Below are 24,875 nucleotides of genomic sequence, written 5' to 3'. Positions count from 1 at the left end.
CTTATGCCTCCACGGGTTGAATGCGCGTCGTGCGTGGCAGGCAGACGAATTTGTCGCCAGCCGTCAGGATGATGTCGATGCCGCGCGGGAAGATGGCGTTGTTTTCCGCCCATAGCCTCGGGAATATGTCCGGCAGGCCGGATGGGCTAATGATGTTGATATGGCGGATGCCGGGGCCGGACAGCAACAGTTCCCGTCCGCCGTCAAGATCGGGCAATTCGATGATGACCGTCGTGGAACGGTCGGGGTATTCCTGACTGCCCTGGGCAAAGAGACCGAAGGAGGCAATTGCGCTTCCCGCCTCAATGACGGCGAAATGCGCCGCGCTTTTTTCCTCTGTTGTAACCGCCCCGGTGTGAAATCCGATCCATCCCGGCACCGTGGTTTTGCGTAGCGTGCCGCTCAGCCAGACCGGCGTGTCATGGTCGCAAAGTGCAAGAAGAACGGCGCCGCTGGCCGCGCCAAGCGGCAGCGGCGGGGCAACTGTTGTTTCAGTGGTTTGCGCTGTGCCTGGCCGGGCCATGCCGTCCATGAGCTTCTTGAAGATTCGCTGTGAATCGAAAACGGCGTCGGAAAAACCGCCCGTCAATGCTTCCGCTTTCACGCCCATCAATCCTCTCCTCGAACCATGGTGAAGAAATCCACACGAGTTGCGGCTGTTTCTTTCGTTTTCCGGTCTTTCTCCTCGGCCAGTCTTTTTTCGACCGGTGAAAGAAGCTCGGTCTCGATGAAGCCGCGTGTCGGGTTTTCCTGCCAGAGCGCATCGAAAACCGCAGCGTACCAGGCCTTCTTGCGACCGGTGCCGAGCACATGCGCATGGCCGACGGTGCCGGATGCGAGCTTCACGGTTGCCCGGGTCACGGTGGTTTCGCCCAGATTAAAGGGCGCACCGCCGCCGCCGATACGGCCCTTGACCATCACGAGGCCGGTTTCAGGCCCCCGCACGTTTTCCGTCTGCGGGCTGGCATCCTGCCGGCTCCAGACGGCCTCAAGTTCCTGAACGGTGGCGCGGGCAAGAAGTGCTGCCACCCGTTTCCTTTCCGCATGTGAATTCGCATCTTCGTTATTCATCGCTTGACCTCTAATGTCTATTGATATAGACAACTATACAATATAAGTTACAATTAACGTCGATGAATGACAAGCGTGTGACATGAGCCCTTCGGCAGCGATGAAAAGAAAGAACGGCGTGGCGCTCTGGCGACAGATCGCCGACAGGATCAGGGGCGAGATCGCAGCGGGCGATCACGACGCAACCGGCATGTTGCCGCCAGAAATGACGCTGGCCGAAAAATTCGGTGTCAACCGCCATACCGTCAGGAGCGCCATTGCCGCGCTGGCAAGCGAAGGCATTCTCGAGGCGAGGCAGGGGCGCGGCACGATGATTGCGCGCAAGGAACGACTGAGCTTTCCGATTTCACTGCGCACACGGTTCACGGCCGGTATCAGCGATCAGGTGAAGGATATGCAGGCGCTGCTTCTTTCCCACACCACCGAGCCGGCAAATGCCGACTTGGCGGCACGGCTGCAATTACAGCCGGGTGCACCGCTTGTGCGTCTGGAAACCCTGCGAAAGGCCGACAGCCGGCCGGTTTCCCGCTCGACCACGTGGTTTCCGGCGGACCGTTTTTCAGGGATAGGGGAAGCCTATCAAAAAAGTGGGTCGATCACCGCCGCCTTCGAAATGCTGGGCGTCGCGGATTATGTGCGCATCTCTACCGTCATTTCCGCGAGCCACGCTGATACGCAGGATCTGGCCGATCTCGAATTGTCGCCGGGCGCAATACTGCTCGTCACTCAGGCGCTGAACGCGGATATGGACGGCATTCCCGTGCAATATGCCATCAGCCGGTTCTCGGCCGATACGGTTGAGTTTACCGTGGAAAATTAAGGCGCAGACATAGACTGAAGCGTTATTCTGCCTGCGAAAGGCCGAGAACATCCAGCATCGAATAGAAGCCCGGCTTCTTGTCGAAGGCCCAGACCGCCGCCGCAATCGCGCCGCGTGCGAAGATGGAGCGGTCCCCGGCGTAGTGGGAAAGCTCGACGCGCTCTCCCTCGCCAGCGAAGATCACCGAATGTTCGCCGATCACCGAGCCGCCGCGCAGCGTCGCAAAACCGATTGTGCCCGCTTCGCGCGCACCCGTATGCCCGTCACGCACACGAACGGAGGAGGTGGCGAGATCGACCTTACGGCCCGCTGCCGCCGCTTCGCCGAGCAGCAGCGCTGTTCCGGAGGGCGCGTCCACCTTGTGTTTGTGGTGCATTTCCAGGATTTCGATATCCCAGTTCTGCGCATCCAGTGCCTTGGCGGCCTGCTGCGTCAAAACGCTGAGCAGATTGACGCCGAGGCTCATATTGCCCGATTTGACGATGCGGGCATGGCGTGACGCTGCCTTGAATTTTTCCTCGTCGCCCAGTGAGCAACCGGTGGTGCCAATGACGTGCACGATGCGGGCCTGCGCGGCGAGACCGGCGAAAGTGACGCTGGTTGCAGGCGAGGTGAAGTCGATCACCCCTTCCGCATGCAGGAATGCCTGCAAGGGATCGCTGGTGATCTCGATGCCGATTGGTCCGAGACCGGCAATCTCGCCGGCATCGCGGCCAACAAAAGCAGACCCTTCGCGCGCCACGGCGGCATGCAGCGTTACACCCGGTGTCTGGTGAATAAGGCGGATCAGCGCCTGTCCCATGCGGCCCGCCGCACCAACCACCACCAGTTTCATATCGCTGCCGCTCATGCCTTCACTCACTTTTCACGTCCTGCCGTTCAAGGTCGCCATTCAATTGACTGACCCATACCTCACCGACGTTAATGACCGCCCGCCCGCTTCGCAAGCCTGTCCCAAGCGCAGATCAGGCTCTCCAGCGCCGCCCGTCGAGTGAAAGGCCGAAATCCGAAGGGGTGCGCGCGTAGGTGGCGAGACCGGAAAGGGCCGCCTGTGGATGCGTAACGACGAAGGTGGGAATGCTGCGCATCAGGGCACTGTGCGGCGCCTTGTCTTCGAACGCCGCCCGGAATTCAGGGCTTTTCAGCGCCGGAACGATTTTCTGCGAAATGCCACCTGCGAGATAGACACCGCCCTTGGCCATGAAGATCAGGGCAAGGTCACCCGCCACACGGCCGAGATAGGTGCTGAAAAGCGAAAGCGTCTCTTTCGCCTGCGGGTTCTGGCCCGAAAGCCCCTGCGAGGTTATGTCGGCCGGATCGGAAAAGATCGGCTCGATGCCATCGGCGGTGCAGATGGCCCGGTAAAGATTGACCAGCCCGCGCCCGCAAAGGATCTGTTCGCCGGCGACACGGCCCTCGATGGTCTCGATATGCGGAAAGACCGCATAGTCACGCGCGCTTCTGGGGCCGATATCGATGTGGCCGCCTTCGCCGGGCACTGGAAACCACATATGCCGGGCGTAAACCAGACCGGCAACGCCAAGGCCCGTGCCTGGTCCGAGAACGACGCGCGATGCCAGCATGTCTTTTTTGCCGGAGCCGATAGAATCGCGGTTGTCGTCGTCGAGCGCGGCAATAGCCAGTGCCTGCGCCTCGAAATCGTTGATGACGATGACGTCTTTCAGGCCGAGTTTGGCCAGCATATCTTTCGGCTTCACAACCCAATGGCAGTTGGTCAGCGGAATTTCGTCGCCTTCGATGGGGCCGGCGATCGCAAGGATGGTCGACACGGGCTGAAGCGAGGTCTTGTCCAGAACCGCCTGCTGGATGGCGTCGTCAATTGTCGGATATTCCGCTGTTTTCACGGTGGTGAGGTGCACCGGTTCCGCAAAGGAATCGATCAGAATGGAAAAGCGGGCATTGGTGCCGCCGATGTCGCCAAGAAGGATCGGAAAGGAAAGATATTCGGTATCGGACGTCTTCGGCATTACCTGTTCCATGTTGGCGCGTCATTTGGCGAGGTTGAAGTCGATCAGGTTTTCTGCGGTGGCGCGATTGAGCGCCATGGGAATGTCGTAAACCGTGGCAAGCCGCGTCAGCGCCTTCACATCCACATCATGCGGCATCGCCGTCAGCGGGTCGGTGAAGAAGATAAGCATATCGACCTCACCGGTGGCGATCATCGCACCGATCTGCTGGTCACCGCCAAGCGGGCCGCTTTTGAGGCGAATGACGCTGAGGTCGGGGCAGGCTTCCTGAACGCGCCCGCCGGTGGTGCCGGTGGCGACGATCTTGAAGCCGGAAAGCACCTTTTGGTGATGACGCGCAAAATCCGCCATATCGTCTTTTTTCTCGTCGTGAGCGATGAGTGCGATACAGCGTTGTCCTGCCATGTCCCCAGCCTGTTCCCATAAAGAATTAAATCGATTTGAAGCCTTCTATAACAGCTTGTCCCCATTTGAAAAGGGAAGCTGTTTAATGCCGCATTTCTGTTTCAGTTCAATGTCGGGCGCTGGGTCGGAAGCGGAATATCCGCAGGTGGCTGAATGGCCGGAGCGTTCTGGATGATCTGTTCCACGCCTTGCTGGCGCACGGCCTGGGCCGGGGAATATGCCTGGGCAGCAAAACCTTCCGTATTGGCGGATGGGGCGGCGGCCACGGCGGCACAGGCTGCGGGCAGATCGGAGACCATGACCTGACGGGGTTTCACAGGCTTGGCATTGGGGTCTTTTTTCGGCGGCGCCCATGGTTCCTTGGTGAACCACCAGGCCAGCGACTTGTCGCAACCGTCACCTTTGCCAACTTCGGCCTGAGGTTTGCAGTTGGGCGCGCCAGGCGGGCATTCCAGCCGGATGTGGAAATGTTCGTCGTGACCGTAGATTGGCCTGATCTTGCCCATGAAGGTGCGGTCGCCGGTCCATGTCTGGCAGAGTTTCTGCTTGATTGCCGGGTTAACGAAGACCCGCTCCACCTGCGGATAGCTCGCTGCCATCATTACCAGCCGTGCATTGAGCGGCGACCATTTGCGGTCATCGACCGTCAGGAACTTGGACTTATCAAGCATGGAAATGAAAGGCAGCGTCTCGCGCTGCTGCACCGTCAGCCTTGGGTTCGGCATGGGCCGCCACCACACATCGACATCGAGGCCGATCTGGTGCGAGGCATGGCCTGTCAGCATCGGTCCACCGCGCGGCTGTGAGATATCTCCGAGCAACAGGCCCGGCCAGCCGATTTTCTGTGCATCCTGCGAAAACCGCTCGAGGAAGGAAATCAGCTGCGGTTGGCCCCAGTTGCGATTGCGGGAAAGGCGCATGGCTTGCCACGTCGGGCCATCTGCGGGCATGGCGATGGCGCCGGACTGACATCCCTTTGCATAGGAGCCGATCGGCTGGGAGCTATTCGCAGATGGCAGGTCGATGTGGCCGAATACTTCTTTCGCGGGCCTGTCCTCGGCCGATGCGATTTGCGTCTGCAACTGGAGCGCCGAAACGACCGAAATCGCCAGCATGGCCGCCTTGAAAATTCTGGATGATCCCGCCGTCATATATTCGTGCCCGTTCCGACTAAATGATTCTCTCGCCCCTCAGGATAAACTGGATCGGGATTTTGTTGAAACCATGTTTCAAGCCGCCTGCACCAAGGCATGCGAATAAAGGCCTCAATAAAGAGCTTGTGAGCCGGAGCATCTGTTTTTTGCCAATGTTTGTTTTATGCTCTCTTCAACAAACACGAAAACAGGGAACGTCCCGAATGAAATTGGCACCGTTGAAATCCCGGCTCCTCGTCGCTCTTGCGGCCTCCGCCATGCTGATGCCGGCGGCCGCCTCCGCACAGTCTGCGGATGTGTGGCGAAAGGGAATCTCGACGGTCGGTGAATTGAAGCATCCCGATGGTTTTGATCATTTTGACTATGTGAACACCAAGGCGCCGAAAGGCGGCACACTACGCCTGTCGACATCGGGAACCTTCGACACGCTCAATCCGCTGCTCGCCAAGGGTGAGGCGGCCACAGGTCTTTCGCTGGTTTTCGACACTCTTATGAAATCGACGGAAGAGGAACTCTCGGCCTCCTACGGTCTCCTGGCCGAGGGTGTGAGCTATCCCGACGATATCTCCAAAGCCACCTTCCGGCTGCGTGCAGAAGCGAAATGGGCCGACGGCAAGCCGGTGACGCCGGAAGATGTCGTCTTCAGTTTTGAAAAAGCCAAAGATCTCAGCCCGCAGCTTGCGACCTATTACACCCATGTCACCAAGGCAGAGGTGACGGGTGAAAGGGACATCACCTTTACCTTCGATGAAAAGAACAATCGCGAATTGCCGCAGATCGTCGGGCAGTTGCTGATTGTTCCCAAACACTGGTGGGAGGGCGTTGGTCCGGATGGCAAGCCGCGCGACATATCGCGTGGCACGCTGGAGCCGGTGATGGGTTCTGGCCCCTATAAAATAGCGTCGCTGTCTCCCGGATCGACGATGACCTATGAGCGACGTGACGACTATTGGGGCAAGGACATCAATGTGAATGTCGGCCAGCACAATTTCAAAACAATCACCTATACCTTCTTTGCCGATCAGGACGTCGAGTTCCAGGCTTTCAAATCAGGCACAGTCGATTTCCGGCAGGAGGCTTCTTCCAGCCGCTGGGTCACTGGTTATGATTTTCCGGCCGTCAAGGAAGGCCGCGTCACAAAGGAGGAATTGCCGAACATCTATCGCGCCGTCGGCATCATGCAGGCCTTCGTGCCGAACATGCGGCGGGAGAAGTTCCAGAACCCGAAACTGCGCAAGGCGCTTAACTATGCTTTCGATTTCGAAGAGCTGAACAGGACGCTGGCTTACGGTCAGTTTCAGCGCATCAACAGCTTTTTCATGGGCAGCGAGCTCGCCTCTTCCGGCCTGCCGACCGGTCGTGAACTCGAAATTCTTCAGGAGTTGAAGGATCAGGTGCCGCCGGAGGTCTTCACCACCGAATATAGCAATCCCGTCGCCGGTGAACCCGCCAAACAGCGTGACAATCTGCGCGAGGCGGTCAAGCTGATGAAGGAGGCCGGTTATGAGCTTCGCGGCAACCGCATGGTCAACGCGGCGAGCGGGCAGCCGCTGGATATGGAGTTTCTGATCGATTCCTCCGGCATGGAAAGAACTATCCTGCCCTATGTCCAGAACCTGAAGAAGATCGGCGTCAATGCGACCATCCGCACCGTCGATGCCTCGCAATATACCAACCGTACCCGCAGCTTCGATTTCGACGTTGCGGTCAAGCTCTGGGCGACGTCGGCAAATCCCGGAAACGAACAGGCGGATTTCTGGGGTTCGGCGGCGGCCGACCGGCAGGGCTCCAACAATCTCGCCGGCATCAAGAACCCTGCCGTCGACGCTTTGGTCAGGAAGGTCATATTTGCGCCCAACCGGGATGAGCAGGTGGCCGCCGCGCGGGCGCTTGACCGGGTGCTTCTGGCAAACAGCTACGTCATACCGCAATTTTATCGCGGCGAGATGTTCATCGCTTACTGGAACACGCTCATCCGTCCGGAAAACCTGCCGCAATATGGCATCGGTTTTCCGGAAGCATGGTGGTCCAGCCAGGCCGCAAACTGACGCCGCGCTTGCTTTCGCGCCGAAGGCTTGATTCACATAGGGCGAGACGAATCGCTTGGATCGCGCAAGGCAGCGCTTTCAGGAAAGGACCGGGTTTGACAGAAACGAAAACCGCTGACGTATCAGCCGGGAGCAAAGGCTGATGGGCGCCTATATTCTCAGACGTCTGGCGCTGATGATCCCGACCATTATCGGCATTATGGGCATTTCGTTTCTTGTCATCCAGTTCGCGCCGGGCGGGCCGGTGGAACAGGTCGTCGCGCAACTGACTGGGCAGGGCGACAGCGCCTCCGACCGCCTCTCCGGCGGCGGCGATCTTATGGGCCAGTCCGGCGGTTTCGATGAAAGCGGCTCGAAATATCGCGGTGCGCAGGGCCTTGATCCGGAGCTGATCGCCAAGCTTGAGAAACAGTTCGGTTTCGACAAGCCGCCGCTCACCCGTTTTCTCGAAATGATGTGGAATTACATACGCTTCGATTTCGGCGACAGCTTCTTCCGCAATTCCTCGGTCATCGATCTCATCATCGACAAGCTGCCGGTCTCGATGTCGCTCGGCTTCTGGATCCTGATCATCTCCTACATGATCTCCATTCCACTCGGCATCAAGAAAGCCGTTTCCGACGGCTCGACCTTTGATATCTGGACATCAGGCATCATCATCATCGGTTATGCCGTTCCAAGCTTCCTGTTCGGCATTCTTCTCATCGTGCTTTTCGCCGGCGGATCGTTCTTCGACTGGTTCCCGCTGCGCGGTCTGGTATCGGACAATTTTGACCAGCTGAACTGGTGGCAGAAGATCATCGACTATTTCTGGCACCTGACCCTGCCGCTGATCGCGCTATCGCTTTCGGCTTTCGCGACGACGACGCTTCTGACGAAAAATTCCTTCATTGACGAGATCAAGAAGCAATATGTCGTGACCGCCCGCGCCAAGGGGCTCAGCGAACGCAAGGTTCTTTATGGCCACGTCTTCCGCAATGCGATGCTGATCGTGATCGCCGGTTTTCCGGGCGCCTTCATCTCGGCATTCTTCACCGGTTCGCTGCTGATCGAGAATATCTTCTCGCTGGATGGCCTAGGCCGCCTCGGTTATCTCTCGGTCGTCAATCGCGACTACCCGATCGTGTTCGGCACGCTCTTCATCTTTTCGCTGATGGGCCTCGTGGTCAGCCTCCTATCCGACCTTATCTACACATGGATCGATCCGCGAATCGATTTCGAGCGGAGGGACGTGTGATGACGCTTGCCCATACCGCCGCAACGGAAACATTGGTAAAGCCGAAGCGCCCGTGGTTTTCACCAACCACCAAGCGCCGCTGGCAGAATTTCAAGGCAAACCGGCGCGGTTACTGGTCCTTCTGGCTGTTCCTGATCCTGTTTTTCCTGAGCCTGATTGCGGAATTCATCGCCAATGACAAACCCATTTTCGCTTCCTACAAGGGCGAATTTCTGGTGCCGGTCATGGTCGATTATCCGGAGGAAAAGTTTGGCGGGTTCCTTGCCCAGACTGACTACAAATCCTCCTTCATTCAGGACGAGATCAACGCCAATGGCTGGATGATCTGGCCGCCGATCCGCTATTCCTATCAGACGGTCAATTCCAACATTCCGCATTCCGCCCCCACAGCACCCTTCTGGCTGATGGATGAAAAGGACCGCTGCTCGGCCTATCCGCAGGGTAATGCCGATCCCGGCTGTACGCTCGGCAATCTCAATTGGCTTGGAACCGACAATCAAGCGCGCGACGTCACGGCGCGGATGATCTATGGCTTCCGTATTTCCGTGCTTTTCGGCCTGACGCTGACGATCGCATCCGCCCTCGTTGGGGTGACTGCCGGCGCCATCCAGGGTTATTTCGGCGGCTGGACGGACCTGCTGTTGCAGCGTTTCATTGAAATCTGGTCATCGATGCCAGTGCTTTACATCCTGCTGATCATCGCGGCTATTCTGCCGCCGGGTTTCTTCGTGCTGCTTGGCATCATGTTGCTGTTTTCATGGGTCGGCTTCGTCGGCATCGTGCGCGCGGAATTCCTGCGTGCCAGAAACTTCGAATATGTCCGCGCCGCCCGCGCCCTTGGCGTCGGCAACTGGACAATCATGTTCCGGCATCTTCTGCCAAACGCCATGGTGGCAACACTGACCTTCCTGCCGTTCATCCTCTCCGGCTCGATCACCACTTTGACCTCGCTCGATTTCCTCGGCTTCGGCATGCCGCCGGGATCGCCATCGCTGGGCGAGATGATCGCGCAGGGCAAGAACAATCTTCAGGCGCCCTGGCTTGGCCTCACCGCCTTCTTCACCATGTCCATCATGCTGTCGCTGCTGATCTTCGTCGGCGAGGCGGTGCGAGACGCCTTCGACCCACGCAAGACGTTCCGGTGATCGCCATGATGGAAACAAAGACGCAGCCGCTTCTCTCCGTCCGTGATCTCTCCGTTGCCTTTCATCAGGGTGGAGCGACCAGCGTCGCCGTAGATCATGTCTCCTTCGACCTGATGCCGGGCGAAGTTGTCGCCCTAGTCGGGGAATCCGGCTCCGGAAAATCGGTCACGGCGAACTCCATTCTCAAATTGCTGCCCTATCCGGCGGCGAGCCATCCTTCAGGCAAAATCCTGTTCGACGGCAAGGATATGCTGACCCTGCCGGAACGCGCGTTGCGCGCTGTTCGCGGCAACGACATCACCATGATTTTCCAGGAGCCGATGACCTCGCTCAACCCGCTCCACACCATCGAGCGGCAGATCGGCGAGATTCTGGAGCTGCATCAGGCAATCACCGGCGCTGAAGCGCGGGCGCGCACGCTGGAACTGTTATTGCAGGTGGGCATCCGCGAGCCGGAAAAGCGCCTGAAGGCCTATCCGCATGAATTGTCCGGCGGCCAGCGGCAGCGCGTGATGATCGCCATGGCGCTTGCCAACCGGCCGAAACTGCTGATCGCAGATGAACCCACGACCGCACTCGATGTAACCGTTCAGGCGCAGATCCTTGAACTGCTGAGCGACCTCAAAAACCGGCACGGCATGTCCATGCTGTTCATCACCCACGATCTCGGCATTGTCCGTAAGTTTGCCGATCGTGTCTGCGTGATGACCAAGGGAAAGATCGTCGAGACCGGCACGGTTGAGCAGGTGTTTACCGATCCGCAGCATGCCTATACCCGCCATCTTCTGGCTGCCGAACCCAAGGGCGAGCCGCCGCTTTCCGATGCCAGCAAACCTGTCGTCATGCAGGGCGACGACATAAAAGTCTGGTTCCCGATCAAGGCGGGGCTGATGCGCAAGGTGGTCGACCACGTGAAGGCGGTTGACGGTATCGATATTACCCTGCGCGCAGGACAGACGGTTGGCGTCGTGGGCGAATCCGGCTCCGGCAAAACGACACTTGGTCTCGCCCTATCGCGTCTTATAGCGTCTGAGGGGCGTATCAGTTTCATCGGTCAGTCGATCGACAGCTATTCCTATGAAATGATGAAGCCGCTCAGAAATCGGCTTCAGGTGGTGTTTCAGGATCCTTATGGTTCGCTCAGCCCACGCATGTCGGTGGGCGAAATCGTTGCCGAGGGTCTGAAGGTGCACGAGCGACAGCTTTCCGCCGATGAGCGGGATACCCGTGTCGCCCAGGCGCTGGAAGAAGTCGGGCTCGACCCGGCGACGCGCTGGCGCTATCCGCATGAATTTTCCGGTGGCCAGCGTCAGCGTATCGCCATTGCCCGCGCCATGGTGTTGAAACCCCGCTTCGTCATGTTGGACGAGCCCACATCGGCGCTCGACATGAGCGTGCAGGCACAGGTGGTCGATCTCTTGCGCGATCTTCAGGCCCGCCACGAACTCGCCTATCTCTTCATCAGTCATGACCTGAAGGTAGTTAAAGCGCTTGCCAACGACGTAATCGTCATGCGCAACGGCAAGGTGGTGGAGAGCGGCCCGGCAGCGGAGATATTCGCCGATCCGCAACAGGAATATACCAAGGCCCTGCTGGCTGCTGCTTTCAATATCGAGGCAGTCGAAACTAAAGCGGTGAGCCAGTAGCAGGCGCATTGCTCTTTCTATTAAGACGATGATTTTTCTGTTGCTTTGCGCAAAATGCCGACCCATGTTGAGGGGACGAGATACGCAAACGGATTGAATGCCATGGCAGCGGATGTGATCGTTTTGGGGGCGGGGATCATCGGGGTCTCCGTCGCTTTGCAACTGGCCCGCAGGGGCAAATCGGTGGTGCTGGTGGACCGGCGGGGACCGGGTGAGGAAACCTCCTTCGGCAATGCCGGACTGATCCAGAGAGAGGGTGTCGTTCCCTACGCCTTCCCGCAGGAAGTTAGCCGGCTTCTCCGCTATTCCCTGAACAACAGCATCGATGCCCGTTATCATCTCTCGGCCCTGCCCAGGATCGCGCCTTTTCTTGGCCGCTACTGGTATAATTCCGCAGCCACGCGCCACGCAGCAATTGCCCGCGCCTACGCGCCGCTGATCGAGCACTCGGTCTCCGAACACAGCATCCTGATCGATGAAGCCAAGGCTGGCGATCTAATCGTGAAAAACGGTTGGATGGAGGCCTACAGGACCGCCGAAAGGCGGGATGCAGACTTTGCTTTCGCCGAACGTCTGGCGCGCGACCACGGCATCTCCCACACGAAACTCGATGGGGCGGAACTCGCCGCGGCGGAGCCGCATCTCAGCCGGGATTTCGTCGGCGGTTTGAAATGGAACGATCCATGGTCGGTGCGCGATCCACATGCGCTGACGCTCGCCTATGTCAAACTGTTCGAGAGCCTTGGCGGAACCTTTGTCCGGGGTGATGCATCCACGCTCAGCCAGACGACAAGTGGTTGGACGGTACGCACCGAAACCGGGGCGGTGGAGGCTGAACATGCCGTTGTCGCACTAGGCCCCTGGGCGGATACGGTGACGGAACGGCTCGGTTACCGCTTTCCGCTCGGTGTGAAACGCGGCTATCACATGCACTATGCGCCGCAGGAGGGCACCAAGCTCAACAACTGGTTGATCGACGCCGAGCGCGGTTATTTCCTCGCGCCAATGCGCAAAGGCATCCGCCTGACGACCGGCGCGGAATTTGCCGAACGCGATGCGCCGAAATCTCCCGTGCAGATCGAGCGGGCGGAACGGGTCGCCCGCACCGTCTTTCCTCTGGGCGGCAGGCTGGATGCGGAACCCTGGATGGGCGCGCGTCCCTGCACACCGGATATGATGCCGATCATCGGCAAGGCGCCGCGCCACAGGACATTGTGGTTCTCGTTCGGTCACGCCCATCACGGCCTGACACTCGGGCCCATCACTGGCCGTGTGCTGGCGGAAACCATGCTGGGAGAAACGCCGGTCATCGCCATCGATGCCTATCGACCCGAAAGGTTCAATCCCTAGATCCTGATGAACTGAAATCATCTCTGGCGAAAACCGTGTACACTTTTCGCCATCCCGCTCTGATGGCCGAATCCGCTGGCCTTCCCGCGGCGGGCCACGTAACATGAGCTTATAAAAAGGGAAAAGGGGCAAGCGTCATCATGACGGCGAGGTTTCTCATCTATCAACAGCAGGACGATTTTCGTTAGCGAAGCGCTTCTGCGCGCGAAACAGAAGAGAAACAGCCTGCTGGTGCATGATGGATGATATTGAAAAAGCAAAGAAATTTTTCGACGATAACCCCGATATCGAAATTCTCGAAGCCTTCGTCATAGATGCAAATGGCGTGCCGCGCGGCAAATGGATTCCGCGCGAAAGGGCGATCGATGTCCTTGAAAAGGGAATGGCGATCCCACGCTCGGTCTATGCGCTGGATATCTGGGGCCGCGATGTGCATGCCGCAGGCCTCGCCGAAGGGACGGGCGATCCGGACGGGTTCTGCTTTCCTGTTCCCGGCACGCTGTCTCGGGTGACATGGCTCGGCCGGCCGACCGCGCAAGTCCTGCTCGCGATGAAAAATCCTGATGGAACCGGGTTTTATGGCGATCCGCGCAATGTTCTGGCAAGGGTGCTGGAAGCCTACAAAAAGGCCGGCCTCACGCCGGTCGTGGCGACCGAACTTGAATTTTACCTGATCGACCCGGTTCGCTCTGCGCTCGATCCGGTGCGTCCGCCGCACAGCCGCGAAGGCCGGTGGCACACGGGCCAGACACAGGTTCTGTCGATTTCCGAATTGCAGGATTTCGAGGATGTCTTCCATGATATCGCAACCGCATGCAGGGCGCAGGGTGTTCTTGCCGACACGACGCTGCGGGAGAACGGCCCCGGCCAATATGAAATCAACCTCAATCATGTGCCGGACGCGTTGCGGGCCGCCGATTTCGCTGTTTTCCTGAAACGTATCGTCAAGGGTGTGGCGCGGCGGCACGATCTCGACGCCACCTTCATGGCGAAGCCGTACGGGTTACAGGCCGGCAATGGCATGCATGTGCATTTTTCTGTTCTCGATAGTGACGGCAGGAATATCTACGCCGGCGAAAACGGCCCATCGGACGCGCTGATGCATTCCGTCGGCGGCCTTCTGGAAAACATGGGGGAGAGCATGGCGATCTTCGCTCCCCATGCCAATTCCTATCGCCGCCTGACGCCCAGCGAACATGCGCCCACCTATGCCTCCTGGGGCATAGACAACCGCTCGGCGGCGGTGCGCGTTATCACTGCCAGCAAGGCCGCAACCCGCATCGAACATCGTGTCGCCGGTGCCGATACCAATCCCTATCTTGTTGTGGCGATGATCCTGAGTGCTGCCCTTGCCGGCATGAAGGAAAAACGCCAGCCGGGCGGCGCGATTTCCGGCGACAGCCACGCCATCAATCACGAACCTTTGCCCACCAACTGGGATTATGCATTGCAGCGTTTCACGCGTTCGAGTTTCGCCTATGCGACGCTTGGCCAGCGTTATCGCACGCTGTTTTCTGCCTGCAAACAGCAGGAACTTTCCGAATTTTCCCTGCGTGTAACCGACGTCGAATATGACGCCTATATCAGGACGGTGTGAGATGGCTGAGGTGACGACTATTCCCAATCCCGGCCACACATCCTCCTGGTATGCGGCCTCCGCCAATGTCAAATCCGTGCGGCCAACGCTTGAAGGCGCAATGGAAGCGGATGTCTGCGTCATCGGTGGCGGGTTTACCGGTATTTCCGCAGCACTCGAACTTTCCGAACGCGGCTATTCCGTTATCGTGCTGGAAGGCGTGCGGGTCGGCTTCGGCGCCTCGGGGCGCAATGGCGGCCAGATCGTCAATGGCTATAGCCGCGACCTCGAAACAATCGCCAGTCGTTACGGCCACGACAAGGCGGTGAAACTCGGCGAAATGTCGCTGGAAGGCGGGGAGATCATCCGCAGCCGCATTTCGAAATACGCTATCGATTGCGATCTCGTCGATGGCGGTTTCTTTGCGGCCTTTACGACGAAACAGATTCGCGAGATGGAGGCCCACAAGGCCCATTGGGAAAAACATGGCCATGGCGGGCTTGAGATGGTCTCCAAAGCCGATGTCGGAAAATACGTGCGGACCGATCGTTATGCCGGCGGCATGATCGACCGTTTCGGCGGCCACATCCATCCGCTCAATCTGGTGCAGGGGGAAGCCGCGGCGGCCGAAAGTCTCGGTGCGCGCATATTCGAAAATTCGAGGGTCATTTCGCTGGAGCAGGGCGTAAACCCTGTCGTGCGCACGGCGACGGGCAGCGTGAAGGCGAAATATGTTCTCGTCTGCGGCAATGCCTATCTCGGCAAGCTGCTGCCGGAAATCGGCGACCGGATGATGCCGGTCTCAAGCCAGGTCATGGCGACAGAGCCGCTTGATGCCGATCTGATCGAGCAACTCCTGCCAGCCAATTATTGCGTCGAGGATGCCAATTATATTCTCGATTATTATCGCCGCACCTCCGACAACCGCCTGCTTTATGGCGGTGGTATCGGTTATGGCGGCAGCGATCCGGCGGATCTGACCGGGGTGATCCGTCCGAATATGCTGAAGACTTTCCCGCAACTGGAAAAAACGAAGATCGATTTTGCCTGGAGCGGCAATTTCGCGCTGACGCTGACGCGCATCCCGCATATGGGCAAACTGTCGGACAATGTCTATTTTTCGCATGGCGACAGCGGCCACGGTGTCACCACCACGCATCTGCTCGGCAAGATATTGGGCGAGGCCGTTGCAGGCCACGCAGAGCGTTTCGATGTCTGGAGTTCCCTGCCGAATTATCCGTTCCCGGGCGGTAAGACGTTCCGCGTGCCGCTGACCGTGCTTGGTGCATGGTGGTACGGCCTGCGCGACAGGCTCGGATTTTAAAAAATCACCGCTTTCAGGCCCGAAAGTGCGTTTGCGGTAATTTCCTCCGGCGTGGCGTCGATGCTGACGGTTACGACGCCGGGTTCGCCGGTCGGCACTTCCAGCGTGGCAAGCTGGGTCTGGAGCAGCGAGAGCGGCATGAAGTGGCCCTTGCGTTCGCCCATACGCCTGCTGAGAAGTTCCAGGCTGCCGTCCAGATAGACGAAAGCGAGCGGGCCACCGGTAGCCTCGCGAAGGCGGTCGCGATAGATTTTCTTCAGCGCCGAGCAGGAAACGACGACACCGCTATTTTCGTTTCCCTTGCGCAGTTCTGCGCCAATCAGATCGAGCCAGGGCCAGCGATCTTCGTCGGTCAGCGGAATGCCCTCTGACATTTTGTCGACATTGGATTTCGGGTGAAGCTTGTCGCCCTCAATAAAGGCAATGCCCAGTTTTTCCGCCAGTTCCTCTGCGACCGTGGACTTGCCAGAGCCGCTCACTCCCATCACGACGATTGCCTTTGTCACCCGAACCTCGAATGTTTCTGTTTCGACGGTCCGCCCCTAACATGCGCGGCGGATGTCGTGAACATAAAAATGAGGAGCTTGCATTTGTCAGTGCCCGGTTTTGCGGGCCGCTGCTTTTTCCAGTGCAGAAAAGCTGGCGTGGATCAGGATTGCCAGCACAGCGACGATCAATCCGCCCTGAAGGATGAAGGCGAGATTGTTGGATTGCAGGCCGGCGATAATCACCTCTCCGAGCGTGCGGGCCGCGACGGTGGAACCGATGGTTGCTGTTGAAAGGCTGATCACCGCCGAAAGCCTGATGCCTGCGAGGATCGCCGGAAGGGCAAGTGGCAGCTCCACCTTGACGAGCCGTTGCCAGCCGGTCATGCCGGCGCCCTTTGCGGCATCCATGACGGTTGGCGGCAGCGTGGTCAGCCCTGTCAGCGTATTTTCGAAAACCGGTAAAAGCGCATAGAGAAACAGCGCGATGAGCGTCGGTTTCTCGCCAAAGCCGATCATCGGCACGGCAAGCGCCAGCACCGCCACCGGCGGAAAGGTCTGGCCGATATTGACGATGCTGCGCGATAGCGGCAGAAAATCCGCGCCGAAAGGGCGGGTGACGAGAACCGCAAGGGCTCCCGCCACCAGCGTGGCCAGCCCCGTTGCGATTGCGACAATGGTCAGATGCGACAGTGTCAGGGAAAGCAGATTGGCCTGCGTGTAGATCGCCGGCGCGTTGGTCTGCACAAGAGGGCGGAATATCGGTGCGAAAACCTGCGGCGCCGCGAGAAAGGCCATCAGCGCCAGCACCAGAAGCCCGGGGGCGAAAAACGAAGCGGCATTTTTCATGGGGTTCCGGCAGCCCGCTGGAGCAGAACATCGCGCCGCACGATACCTGCGGGTTTGCCATCGTCTTTCAGCACCGGCAAGGTATCGCAGCCCGCCCACAACATTGCAGACAGGGCGTCGCGCTGGCTGGTATGTTCATTCAAAGGTTCGCCTTCAGCGCTTCCCGGCTCCACGACGTCTGCAACCGACAGGACGGATAGCAGTTTCAGGGCGCGCTCGTTTTCGCCGATCATGGTGCGGACGAAATTCGTTGCCGGTTTCAGCACCAGCTCGGCCGGCGGGCAGTCCTGAACGATACGGCCCTTGTCCATGACGGCAATACGATCCGCCAGGTGAAAGGCCTCGTCCATATCATGCGTGACAAGAACGATGGTCACACCGAGCTTCTTCTGGATATCGAGAAGATCGTTCTGGGCCTTGGCGCGGATAACCGGGTCCAGTGCACCGAAAGGTTCGTCCATCAGGAGAATGTTCGGTTCTGCTGCAAGCGCGCGCGCCACGCCGACACGCTGTTGCTGGCCGCCTGAAAGCTCATGCGGAAAGCGGTTGGCATAAAGCGCCGGATCCAGCTGGAAGAGCTGCATCAGCGCGTCGATTTTCGCATCGATGCGCTTGCGGTCCCAGCCGATGAGCTGCGGAACCGTCGCGATATTCTCCGCCACGGTGCGATGCGGAAACAACCCATGGCCCTGAATGGCGTAGCCGATCTGACGGCGCAGCTTGTAGCCGGGCATGGTGCTCACATCGTCTCCGTCGATGCGGATAGTGCCGGAGGTCGGCTCCACCAGCCGGTTTATCATGCGCAGCAGTGTGGTTTTTCCCGACCCGGAAGTGCCGACGATGACGGTGACGGTGCGCGGCGCCACAGTCAGGGAGACCTGGTCGACCACGACCGTATCGCCATATCGTTTCGTGATGGTGTCGATCTCGATCATGCCTTTTGCCTTCCGCCTGCGCTGAAGAGATTGCTGTCGATAAGGGCGTCGAGCGTAATCGCGGCGGCGAAGCCGAGCAGAACGGTCGGCACGGTGCCGAGCAGTACGAGGTCCATCGCGGTCTGCCCTATGCCCTGAAACACGAAAACGCCAAATCCACCGCCGCCGATCAGAGCTGCGATGGTCGCAAGACCGATATTCTGCACCAGTACGATACGGATGCCGGTGAGGATGACGGGCATGGCGAGCGGAAACTCCACCCGCAGCAGCCTTTGCAGTGGCGTCATGCCAAGCCCGCGCGCGGCTTCCCGCACTGCCTGCGAAACGCCGGACAGGCCGACCACCGTATTGGAGACAACGGGCAGCAGCGAATAGAGAAATAGCGCCACGAAGGCCGGCGCCATGCCGATGCCGGCGATGCCGATCTTCGCCGCACCCGGCACATTGGCTGCCATCCATCCGAGTGGCGCGATCAAAAGGCCGAAAAGCGCGATGGAGGGAATGGTCTGGACGATATTGAGAGCGTTCAGTAGACCGGAGCGCAAACGCTCGACCTTGTAACAGAGAATGCCGAGCGGGATACCGGCGAGGGTGGCTGCAACCAGCGACCCGATGGCAAGTTCCACATGCCGCAGTGCTTCGGTCCAGAAGATATCTGCCCGGCCGGTATATTCCTTGATGATGGAGAGATCGTCCCAGAGGCCGCTTGTCAGTACCGCCGCAAGCGTCCCGGTTGCCACCAGCAACAGCAAAATCCGCAAAGTGGGTTTCGGCTGGAGACGTGCAATGCAATCGGCGGCAAGCAATGCAAGCCCTGCAAACATCAACCAGAAACCGCTGGCGGGCGAAACGCGGGCAAAACTGTTGCCCTCAGGTGTCAGCGCAGACGCCGCCTGCCCGACGAAGATCGCCAGTGCCGCGAGACCGACCAGCGCAGCGGCGAGTTTCAGGTGCGCCGGAAACCGGAAAAAGGCGATGAAGGCGGCGACAATAATGATGGCGACGAGGAGGGTAGCAGCAGCAACCGGAAGCGCCTCGAAGATCGTCCGCGTTTCACCCTGAATGATCCGGTTAGCTCGGAATGTCATGAAGGGGGCCGCTGCAAGCGCGTAGAGAAGCAGGCACGAAATCAGCACGCCTACCTTGTCAGGCCATTTCGTCAAATTCCGCTCCCCCGGGTCATAGGTTCGGACGGGATGGTGAACCTCACATCGTTTCCGATATCCCGCCCCAACGGTTCTCTGGAAATTACTTGAGGAAACCGTTCTTTGTCAGGAAGTCGGTCGCAACTGCCTTGGCCTGTTCGCCCCCCACCTGCACGCGGGCGTTCAGCTCCTGCAAGGTTGCCAGATCCAGCTTTTCGAAAACAGGTTTCAGCAATGTCTCGATATTGGGGTTCTTTTTCAGAACTTCCTCGCGAATGATCGGCGCGGGCTGGTAGACGGGTTGCACATGCTTGTCGTCCTCAAGCACGACAAGACCGGACGGCGCTATGCCACCATCGGTGCCATAGACCATGGCCGCATTGGCATTGTTCGTCTGATTTGCGGCGGCAGCGATAGTGGCAGCCGTGTCGCCACCGGAAAGCGTGATCAGCTGATCCGGCTTCATGGTAAAGCCGTAGGTTGTCTGAAATGCCGGCAGGGCGGCTGCGGAATTGACGAATTCCGAGGAGGCGGCAAGAACCACCTCACCGCCACCGGCAATGTATTTGCCGAAATCCGAAAGCGTCTTCAGATTGTTCTTGTCGGCAACATCCTTGCGCAGCGCGATCGCCCAGGTGTTGTTTGCGGGCGATGGTGTCAGCCAGACGATCTTGTTGGCGTCATAGTCGAGTGTCTTGGCTTCCTGATAAGCCTTGGCGGCATCTTTCCAGAGCGGGTCGTCCGCCTTGGAGAAGAAGAAGGCGGCGTTGCCTGTGTATTCCGGATAAATGTCGATCTCGCCAGCAGTGATCGCTTTTCTGACGACCGGGGTAGCGCCAAGCTGGATGCGATCCGTCGTCTCGATATTGTTCTTGTTCAGCACGGCAAGGATGATGTTGCCGAGAACGCCGCCCTCCGTGTCGATTTTAGACGACACCACCACCTGCGCCTGAGCGAAGGAAACAGAAAGGGCAAGCGCAAATCCGGCGCCTGTCAACATCATCAAGCGGTTCATGAATAGTCCTCCGGTGGGTCAGCCTGTCGAACACGCGAAAAATCGCCGCCGCAATTGCGGAGAAACATGAACGGCCAGAGGAACAAATGGTTGCAACGCCATTGGCGTTTTTTACCTGAATGGCGAGGGCGCTGGCCCGGCTTAGATTTCGCCGTCCCGCTTGCGTGCATCCTTGCCCATGACGAGCGGCATGAGAACCGACAGGAACAGGAGCCGTAAGACGTGATGTGACCCGACATAGGCGGTATCGGCATGCATCATCACGGCCATCGCCGCCATGGTTTCAAGACCGCCCGGCGAATAGGCGATCATCACCGCATTGAGCGGAACGCCTGTAATGTTGGAAATCATCCAGGCGATACTTCCGGCGATCACCATCACGGCGATGGTGACGACGAAACCTGCCAGAAAGCCTTTTCGCACATCCATCAGCGACACATTCGAAAAGCGCGTGCCGATGAGACAGCCGATCAGCACATAGACCGGCAGGCTGAGCCAGCTCGGAACACCGCCCTCGGTAAGGCCGGTAATATGAGTGCCGATGGAAACGGCGACGCCGCCCAGCAGCAGGGCTGCGGGAAATCTCCAGCGAAGGAACAGCCATCCCATCGCAAGCGACGCGCCAATGGTCAGGGCCAGTGTGAACAGGCCCATCGGTGGATTGGCGATGAGCGGTTCCGTGCTGACGAGATCGAAATATTCAACAATCAGCGGCACGGAAAGCGTCAGCGCCAGCACCCTCACGCTTTGCACGATGCTGACGGTCGCAAGGTCGCTTTTCGTCTCGGCGCCGAGGCTGATGATATAGCTGAGGTGCCCGGGCGAAGCGCCCAGCATCGCCGTCGTCCTGTCGTATCCGAAGCCGTAATGCAGGATCCAATAGGCGACATACAGCATGATGACGACTGCAACGAGCACGATGACGAAGCTCAGTGGCCATGTCTTCGCGGCATCGATCACCGACGGCGTTACGCTCGTTCCCATCGAAATGCCGACCACAACGAAACAGGCATTGCGGATGAAGGCGGGAATCCCAAGCTTCACGCCCGCCAGTCCCGTAATCGTCACGGCGAGCGCCGGACCGGACAGAAACGGCGCTGGAACGTTAAGGAGACTGGCAAGCAGCGCACCCATGCTGCCGACGAGCGCGGTAAGTGCAAATGTATGGAATTCAGGCTTGATGATCATTGCGACGCTGGCTGATTGCTTCAAAAAAGCTCGCGACCAAATGCGCCGCTTCGTCTCCTGGCGTCAACACGCTCGACCAAAAATATTGCATTTCCGAAGTATTCTATAAAAGAAAAGCCGGTGACCGGCGGACACGGGCTAGCGCAATTGTTGCTTGGGCAATGGGATGATCAGGCGGCCGGCAAGGCGGCGATCTTCGGCATTTCCGTGTCGATGCCGAGCAGGAAGTTGATCTGCGGCCGCGCCTTGACGAGATCGTCGATGGAATATTCCGCCAGCACATCGAAGAAGGCATTGAGCGCCTTGCGAAGCGCCGAGTTGAGGCCGCAGCTATCTACAAGCGGACATTCGACAGCACCGTCCTCGAAACATTCCGCCATGGCAAAACTGTCTTCGGTCACCTTCACCACGTCAAACAGGCTGATTTTCTCAGCGGGTTTGCCAAGACGCACGCCGCCGTTACGGCCGCGCACGGTTTCCACCAGACCGGCCTTGTTGAGCGGCTGCAGAATTTTGAAAAGGAACAGCTCAGATACGCCATAAGCCCTGGCGATCTCCGGAATGCGGCTCAACTTGCCTTCATTTGCGGCGCAATACATCAACATGCGAACGGCATAGTTGGTCTGTTTGGTCAAACGCATGCTGGTCTCCTAACTCTCAATGTGGAGTTATATAGTCTCTTTTTCAGTTTAGAACAATTCCAGAAACTGAAAAAACTGGCAGCCATCCGATATTTCTCGGACAGCGTTGTTGACCGCTTTGATGATTCATGAACAAACAAGTCAAGAATCTGAATGTAATGGAGGCATTCTTAATGGCAAGCTTGAAATCGTGTTTTTCCGCTGCCGTTTTTTCGGGTCTGACGATCCTTTGGGCCGCGCCCGCTGCTTTTGCGGACGGCGAGGTGAACGTCTATTCCTACCGGCAGCCCGAGTTGATCCAGCCGCTGCTCGATGCCTTTACGAAAGAAACGGGCATAGAGGCCAACGTTCTCTTCCTCGACAAGGGTCTGGTGGAGCGCATTCAGGCAGAAGGCGTCAATTCGCCGGCCGACGTGCTGTTGACGGTCGATATCGCCCGGCTTGTCGAGGCAAAAGAAGGCGGTGTCACACAGCCGGTGCTGAACGATCCCGTCATTGAAAAGGATATCCCGGCCAATCTGCGCGATCCGCAAGGCGAATGGTTCGGCCTGACGACGCGTGGCCGCGTGGTATATGCCTCGAAGGAGCGGGTCACCCAGAAAGACATCACCTATGAAGAGCTTGCCGATCCGAAATGGAAGGGCAAGATCTGCATTCGCGACGGCCAGCATTCCTACAATATCGCGCTGATCGCCTCGATGATCGCCCATCATGGCGTCGATTATACCCGGACATGGCTGACCGGCCTTAAGAACAATCTTGCCCGCAAGCCTGATGGAACAGACCGCAGCCAGGCCAAATCGATCTTTTCCGGCGAATGCGATATCGCGCTCGGCAATACCTATTATGTCGGCCTGATGCTGACCAACGACCGCGAGCCGGAGGAAAAGGTCTGGGCGGGATCGGTGCGGGTGATCTTTCCCAATGCGGGAGATCGCGGAACGCATGTGAATATTTCCGGCATGGCGCTGACCAAATACGCACCCAACAAGGACAATGCGCTGAAGCTGATGGAATTCTTGGCATCGCGCGAGGCGCAGGAAATCTATGCCAAGCAGGTCTTCGAATACCCGGTGCTGCCCGGCGCGGAGCCTTCCGATGTCGTGAAGGGCTTCGGCCCCATCAATCCGGACAAGCTGCCACTGACGGATATTGCCGCCCACCGCAAACAGGCATCCGAGCTGGTGGACGAAGTGGGTTTCAACGACGGCCCGACCAATTGACGCCGTTAACACGCCTGTGACCGGTTAGGATACCGGCGGGTCAATCGCCCGCCGGTTCATTGTTTAGAGACGCATTGCTTACTTCATCGTCGGCATGACGAATTCGGCACCCGATTTGATGCCGGACGGCCAGCGCGAGGTGATCGTCTTGGTCTTCGTCCAGAACTTGATCGAATCCGTTCCATGCTGGTTGAGATCGCCGAAGCTTGAGGCCTTCCAGCCGCCGAAGGAGTGGTAGGCGAGCGGAACAGGGATCGGAACGTTGATGCCGATCATGCCGATATTGATGCGGCTGGCGAAGTCACGCGCAGCATCGCCGTCACGGGTGTAGATCGCAACACCGTTGCCATATTCATGCTTCATCGGCAGTTCCAGCGCGTCTTCGTAGTTCTTGGCGCGAACGACGGAGAGAACAGGTCCGAAGATTTCCGTCTTGTAGATGTCCATGTCAGGGGTGACGTGGTCGAACAGGCAGCCACCGACGAAATAGCCGTCTTCATAACCCTGGAGCTTGAAGTCGCGGCCATCGACTAGCAGTTTCGCGCCCTGCTCGACACCGCTGTCGATCAGACCCTTGACGCGCGTCTGGGCTTCCTTGGTAACGAGCGGGCCCATATCGGCCTTGTCGTCGGTGTAGGGGCCGATCTTCAGTGCTTCGATCTGCGGGATGAGCTTTTCAACGAGACGGTTGGCCGTTTCTTCGCCAACCGGAACCGCAACCGACACAGCCATGCAGCGTTCGCCGGCCGAACCGTAACCGGCGCCCATCAGGGCGTTCACGGCCTGATCGAGATCGGCATCAGGCATGATGATCATGTGGTTCTTCGCGCCGCCGAAGCACTGTGCGCGCTTGCCGTTCATGGCGGCAGTACCGTAGACGTAGCGGGCAATCGGCGTGGAACCGACGAAGGAAACCGCGCCAATATCCGGATCGGTCAGGATGGCGTCGACAGCGCCCTTGTCACCATTGACGACGTTGAGGATGCCGGCCGGAAGACCTGCCTCGATCATCAGTTCGGCAAGGCGGATCGGCAGGGACGGATCGCGCTCGGAAGGCTTGAGGATAAAGGCGTTGCCGCAGGCGATTGCCGGCGCAAACATCCACATTGGGATCATGCCGGGGAAGTTGAACGGCGTGATGCCCGCACCGATGCCGACCGGCTGGCGGATCGAATACATGTCAATCGCGGGACCTGCGCCCTCGGTGAACTCACCCTTCTGCAGATGCGGAATGCCGCAGACGAATTCGCAGACTTCGAGGCCGCGCACGATATCGCCCTTGGAATCTTCGACGGTCTTTCCGTGCTCGCTGGAGAGCAGCACCGCCAGCTCATTCATGTCGCGGTTAAGAAGTTCGACGAACTTGAAGAAAACGCGGGCGCGGCGCTGCGGGTTGGTGGCGGCCCACTTCGGCTGTGCCGCTTTTGCGCTTTCCACGGCAGCGCGCAGCTCGGCGTCGCTGGCAAGCGCGACAGTCGCCTGCACTTCGCCGGTTGCCGGGTTGTAGACGTTAGATGTGCGGCCACTTGTGCCAGACACATGCTTGCCGTTGATGAAGTGACCGATTTCCCTCATGGGGCTTTCCTCCGCGATTTTTTGATGGGTGTAGCATTGCACTTGAATTTGTACA

General features: G+C 58.7%; 23 protein-coding genes. 9 read left to right on the top strand and 14 right to left on the bottom strand.

Annotated features, from left to right (window positions below):
* Window position 1: 1 nt before the first annotated feature.
* Together phnH and phnG are read right to left on the bottom strand one after the other, a co-directional pair.
* Complete coding sequence (gene phnH, locus J5276_RS14220; RefSeq protein ID WP_162632888.1) at window positions 2-610, bottom strand: phosphonate C-P lyase system protein PhnH; 609 nt, start codon at window positions 608-610, stop codon at window positions 2-4.
* Window positions 610-1,071: a phosphonate C-P lyase system protein PhnG gene (gene phnG, locus J5276_RS14215; protein ID WP_112154825.1), complete on the bottom strand. Its 462-nt coding sequence runs from the start codon at window positions 1,069-1,071 to the stop codon at window positions 610-612. The genes phnH and phnG overlap by 1 nt, the downstream gene beginning before the upstream one ends.
* 82 nt (window positions 1,072-1,153) lie before the next feature.
* On the opposite strand from phnG, the gene phnF reads away from it, so the two are divergent.
* Entirely contained in the window at window positions 1,154-1,891 is a 738-nt protein-coding gene (phnF, locus tag J5276_RS14210; protein WP_080799808.1) for a phosphonate metabolism transcriptional regulator PhnF, read from the top strand.
* A gap of 22 nt (window positions 1,892-1,913) precedes the next feature.
* On the opposite strand, the gene dapB is transcribed toward phnF, so the two are convergent.
* The 4 genes from dapB to mepA form a co-directional block, all read right to left on the bottom strand.
* Window positions 1,914-2,741 (bottom strand): 4-hydroxy-tetrahydrodipicolinate reductase, encoded by an 828-nt coding sequence (gene dapB, locus J5276_RS14205; protein ID WP_019564517.1) that lies wholly within the window; start codon window positions 2,739-2,741, stop codon window positions 1,914-1,916.
* A 115-nt stretch (window positions 2,742-2,856) separates the two neighbouring features.
* Window positions 2,857-3,879, bottom strand: coding sequence for a glucokinase (locus J5276_RS14200; protein ID WP_065703630.1), 1,023 nt, complete (start codon window positions 3,877-3,879; stop codon window positions 2,857-2,859).
* A gap of 21 nt (window positions 3,880-3,900) precedes the next feature.
* Window positions 3,901-4,284, bottom strand: coding sequence for a methylglyoxal synthase (locus tag J5276_RS14195; RefSeq protein WP_065703632.1), 384 nt, complete (start codon window positions 4,282-4,284; stop codon window positions 3,901-3,903).
* Between the two features lie 101 nt (window positions 4,285-4,385).
* The gene (gene mepA / locus J5276_RS14190; protein WP_065703634.1) at window positions 4,386-5,435 is read right to left on the bottom strand and encodes a penicillin-insensitive murein endopeptidase; all 1,050 of its coding nucleotides are present in this window, start codon (window positions 5,433-5,435) and stop codon (window positions 4,386-4,388) included.
* Between the two features lie 206 nt (window positions 5,436-5,641).
* Here mepA and J5276_RS14185 point away from each other — a divergent pair, with 206 nt between their 5' ends.
* The 7 genes from J5276_RS14185 to J5276_RS14155 all read left to right on the top strand — a co-directional run bounded on the left by J5276_RS14185 (window position 5,642) and on the right by J5276_RS14155 (window position 15,764).
* Window positions 5,642-7,486: an extracellular solute-binding protein gene (locus J5276_RS14185; RefSeq protein ID WP_065661496.1), complete on the top strand. Its 1,845-nt coding sequence runs from the start codon at window positions 5,642-5,644 to the stop codon at window positions 7,484-7,486.
* A 142-nt stretch (window positions 7,487-7,628) separates the two neighbouring features.
* On the top strand, window positions 7,629-8,723 hold the full coding sequence (locus J5276_RS14180; protein WP_003514512.1) for a microcin C ABC transporter permease YejB: 1,095 nt from the start codon (window positions 7,629-7,631) through the stop codon (window positions 8,721-8,723).
* Window positions 8,723-9,868, top strand: a complete 1,146-nt coding sequence (locus J5276_RS14175) for an ABC transporter permease (RefSeq protein ID WP_003514514.1) — start codon at window positions 8,723-8,725, stop codon at window positions 9,866-9,868. Before J5276_RS14180 ends, J5276_RS14175 begins: the two co-directional genes overlap by 1 nt.
* Window positions 9,869-9,873: 5 nt before the next feature.
* Window positions 9,874-11,514 carry an ABC transporter ATP-binding protein gene (locus J5276_RS14170; protein WP_029658722.1) on the top strand — a complete coding sequence of 547 codons (1,641 nt, stop codon included), beginning with the start codon at window positions 9,874-9,876 and terminating at the stop codon, window positions 11,512-11,514.
* Between the two features lie 102 nt (window positions 11,515-11,616).
* The gene (locus J5276_RS14165) at window positions 11,617-12,864 is read left to right on the top strand and encodes an FAD-binding oxidoreductase (protein WP_065661495.1); all 1,248 of its coding nucleotides are present in this window, start codon (window positions 11,617-11,619) and stop codon (window positions 12,862-12,864) included.
* 235 nt (window positions 12,865-13,099) lie between these two features.
* On the top strand, window positions 13,100-14,461 hold the full coding sequence (locus tag J5276_RS14160) for a glutamine synthetase family protein (protein WP_003514517.1): 1,362 nt from the start codon (window positions 13,100-13,102) through the stop codon (window positions 14,459-14,461).
* Window position 14,462: 1 nt separating this feature from the next.
* Complete coding sequence (locus tag J5276_RS14155) at window positions 14,463-15,764, top strand: FAD-binding oxidoreductase (protein ID WP_003514518.1); 1,302 nt, start codon at window positions 14,463-14,465, stop codon at window positions 15,762-15,764.
* Here the strand turns inward: J5276_RS14155 and J5276_RS14150 are convergent.
* The 7 genes from J5276_RS14150 to rirA form a co-directional block, all read right to left on the bottom strand.
* Window positions 15,761-16,249, bottom strand: coding sequence for a gluconokinase (locus J5276_RS14150; protein ID WP_162632898.1), 489 nt, complete (start codon window positions 16,247-16,249; stop codon window positions 15,761-15,763). The two genes, J5276_RS14155 and J5276_RS14150, sit on opposite strands and share 4 nt — an antisense overlap.
* A gap of 108 nt (window positions 16,250-16,357) precedes the next feature.
* Window positions 16,358-17,098: an ABC transporter permease gene (locus tag J5276_RS14145; protein WP_003514520.1), complete on the bottom strand. Its 741-nt coding sequence runs from the start codon at window positions 17,096-17,098 to the stop codon at window positions 16,358-16,360.
* Window positions 17,095-18,033 carry an ABC transporter ATP-binding protein gene (locus J5276_RS14140; protein WP_003514521.1) on the bottom strand — a complete coding sequence of 313 codons (939 nt, stop codon included), beginning with the start codon at window positions 18,031-18,033 and terminating at the stop codon, window positions 17,095-17,097. The genes J5276_RS14145 and J5276_RS14140 overlap by 4 nt, the downstream gene beginning before the upstream one ends.
* A complete protein-coding gene (locus J5276_RS14135; protein WP_065703642.1) occupies window positions 18,030-19,196 on the bottom strand; it encodes an ABC transporter permease in 1,167 nt (388 codons plus the stop codon). Before J5276_RS14135 ends, J5276_RS14140 begins: the two co-directional genes overlap by 4 nt.
* Before the next feature lie 85 nt (window positions 19,197-19,281).
* Window positions 19,282-20,193, bottom strand: coding sequence for an ABC transporter substrate-binding protein (locus J5276_RS14130; protein WP_013635286.1), 912 nt, complete (start codon window positions 20,191-20,193; stop codon window positions 19,282-19,284).
* A 141-nt stretch (window positions 20,194-20,334) separates the two neighbouring features.
* Window positions 20,335-21,381 (bottom strand): AbrB family transcriptional regulator, encoded by a 1,047-nt coding sequence (locus J5276_RS14125; protein WP_003514529.1) that lies wholly within the window; start codon window positions 21,379-21,381, stop codon window positions 20,335-20,337.
* 170 nt (window positions 21,382-21,551) lie between these two features.
* On the bottom strand, window positions 21,552-22,022 hold the full coding sequence (gene rirA / locus J5276_RS14120) for an iron-responsive transcriptional regulator RirA (protein WP_003514531.1): 471 nt from the start codon (window positions 22,020-22,022) through the stop codon (window positions 21,552-21,554).
* 173 nt (window positions 22,023-22,195) lie between these two features.
* Here rirA and J5276_RS14115 point away from each other — a divergent pair, with 173 nt between their 5' ends.
* On the top strand, window positions 22,196-23,245 hold the full coding sequence (locus J5276_RS14115) for a Fe(3+) ABC transporter substrate-binding protein (protein WP_019564505.1): 1,050 nt from the start codon (window positions 22,196-22,198) through the stop codon (window positions 23,243-23,245).
* A gap of 78 nt (window positions 23,246-23,323) precedes the next feature.
* Here J5276_RS14115 and J5276_RS14110 read toward each other — a convergent pair whose 3' ends face one another.
* Window positions 23,324-24,820, bottom strand: coding sequence for a CoA-acylating methylmalonate-semialdehyde dehydrogenase (locus J5276_RS14110; protein ID WP_003514535.1), 1,497 nt, complete (start codon window positions 24,818-24,820; stop codon window positions 23,324-23,326).
* Window positions 24,821-24,875: the final 55 nt, after the last annotated feature.

The sequence above is a fragment of the Agrobacterium sp. S7/73 genome (assembly GCF_019355535.1).
GTDB classification, from domain to species: Bacteria; Pseudomonadota; Alphaproteobacteria; order Rhizobiales; family Rhizobiaceae; genus Agrobacterium; species Agrobacterium tumefaciens.
Note: the sequence above shows the minus strand (reverse complement) of the source record. Positions and strands in the feature narration are given on the sequence as shown.

What these genes read in the sequence shown, in the direction of transcription:
- phnH (WP_162632888.1), bottom strand. Translation starts at nt 610, where the DNA reads ATGGGCGTGAAAGCGGAAGCATTGACGGGCGGTTTTTCCGACGCCGTT.
- phnG (WP_112154825.1), bottom strand. Translation starts at nt 1,071, where the DNA reads ATGAATAACGAAGATGCGAATTCACATGCGGAAAGGAAACGGGTGGCA.
- phnF (WP_080799808.1), top strand. Translation starts at nt 1,154, where the DNA reads ATGAGCCCTTCGGCAGCGATGAAAAGAAAGAACGGCGTGGCGCTCTGG.
- dapB (WP_019564517.1), bottom strand. Translation starts at nt 2,741, where the DNA reads ATGAGCGGCAGCGATATGAAACTGGTGGTGGTTGGTGCGGCGGGCCGC.
- J5276_RS14200 (WP_065703630.1), bottom strand. Translation starts at nt 3,879, where the DNA reads ATGCCGAAGACGTCCGATACCGAATATCTTTCCTTTCCGATCCTTCTT.
- J5276_RS14195 (WP_065703632.1), bottom strand. Translation starts at nt 4,284, where the DNA reads ATGGCAGGACAACGCTGTATCGCACTCATCGCTCACGACGAGAAAAAA.
- mepA (WP_065703634.1), bottom strand. Translation starts at nt 5,435, where the DNA reads ATGACGGCGGGATCATCCAGAATTTTCAAGGCGGCCATGCTGGCGATT.
- J5276_RS14185 (WP_065661496.1), top strand. Translation starts at nt 5,642, where the DNA reads ATGAAATTGGCACCGTTGAAATCCCGGCTCCTCGTCGCTCTTGCGGCC.
- J5276_RS14180 (WP_003514512.1), top strand. Translation starts at nt 7,629, where the DNA reads ATGGGCGCCTATATTCTCAGACGTCTGGCGCTGATGATCCCGACCATT.
- J5276_RS14175 (WP_003514514.1), top strand. Translation starts at nt 8,723, where the DNA reads ATGACGCTTGCCCATACCGCCGCAACGGAAACATTGGTAAAGCCGAAG.
- J5276_RS14170 (WP_029658722.1), top strand. Translation starts at nt 9,874, where the DNA reads ATGATGGAAACAAAGACGCAGCCGCTTCTCTCCGTCCGTGATCTCTCC.
- J5276_RS14165 (WP_065661495.1), top strand. Translation starts at nt 11,617, where the DNA reads ATGGCAGCGGATGTGATCGTTTTGGGGGCGGGGATCATCGGGGTCTCC.
- J5276_RS14160 (WP_003514517.1), top strand. Translation starts at nt 13,100, where the DNA reads ATGATGGATGATATTGAAAAAGCAAAGAAATTTTTCGACGATAACCCC.
- J5276_RS14155 (WP_003514518.1), top strand. Translation starts at nt 14,463, where the DNA reads ATGGCTGAGGTGACGACTATTCCCAATCCCGGCCACACATCCTCCTGG.
- J5276_RS14150 (WP_162632898.1), bottom strand. Translation starts at nt 16,249, where the DNA reads ATGGGAGTGAGCGGCTCTGGCAAGTCCACGGTCGCAGAGGAACTGGCG.
- J5276_RS14145 (WP_003514520.1), bottom strand. Translation starts at nt 17,098, where the DNA reads ATGAAAAATGCCGCTTCGTTTTTCGCCCCCGGGCTTCTGGTGCTGGCG.
- J5276_RS14140 (WP_003514521.1), bottom strand. Translation starts at nt 18,033, where the DNA reads ATGATCGAGATCGACACCATCACGAAACGATATGGCGATACGGTCGTG.
- J5276_RS14130 (WP_013635286.1), bottom strand. Translation starts at nt 20,193, where the DNA reads ATGAACCGCTTGATGATGTTGACAGGCGCCGGATTTGCGCTTGCCCTT.
- J5276_RS14125 (WP_003514529.1), bottom strand. Translation starts at nt 21,381, where the DNA reads ATGATCATCAAGCCTGAATTCCATACATTTGCACTTACCGCGCTCGTC.
- rirA (WP_003514531.1), bottom strand. Translation starts at nt 22,022, where the DNA reads ATGCGTTTGACCAAACAGACCAACTATGCCGTTCGCATGTTGATGTAT.
- J5276_RS14115 (WP_019564505.1), top strand. Translation starts at nt 22,196, where the DNA reads ATGGCAAGCTTGAAATCGTGTTTTTCCGCTGCCGTTTTTTCGGGTCTG.
- J5276_RS14110 (WP_003514535.1), bottom strand. Translation starts at nt 24,820, where the DNA reads ATGAGGGAAATCGGTCACTTCATCAACGGCAAGCATGTGTCTGGCACA.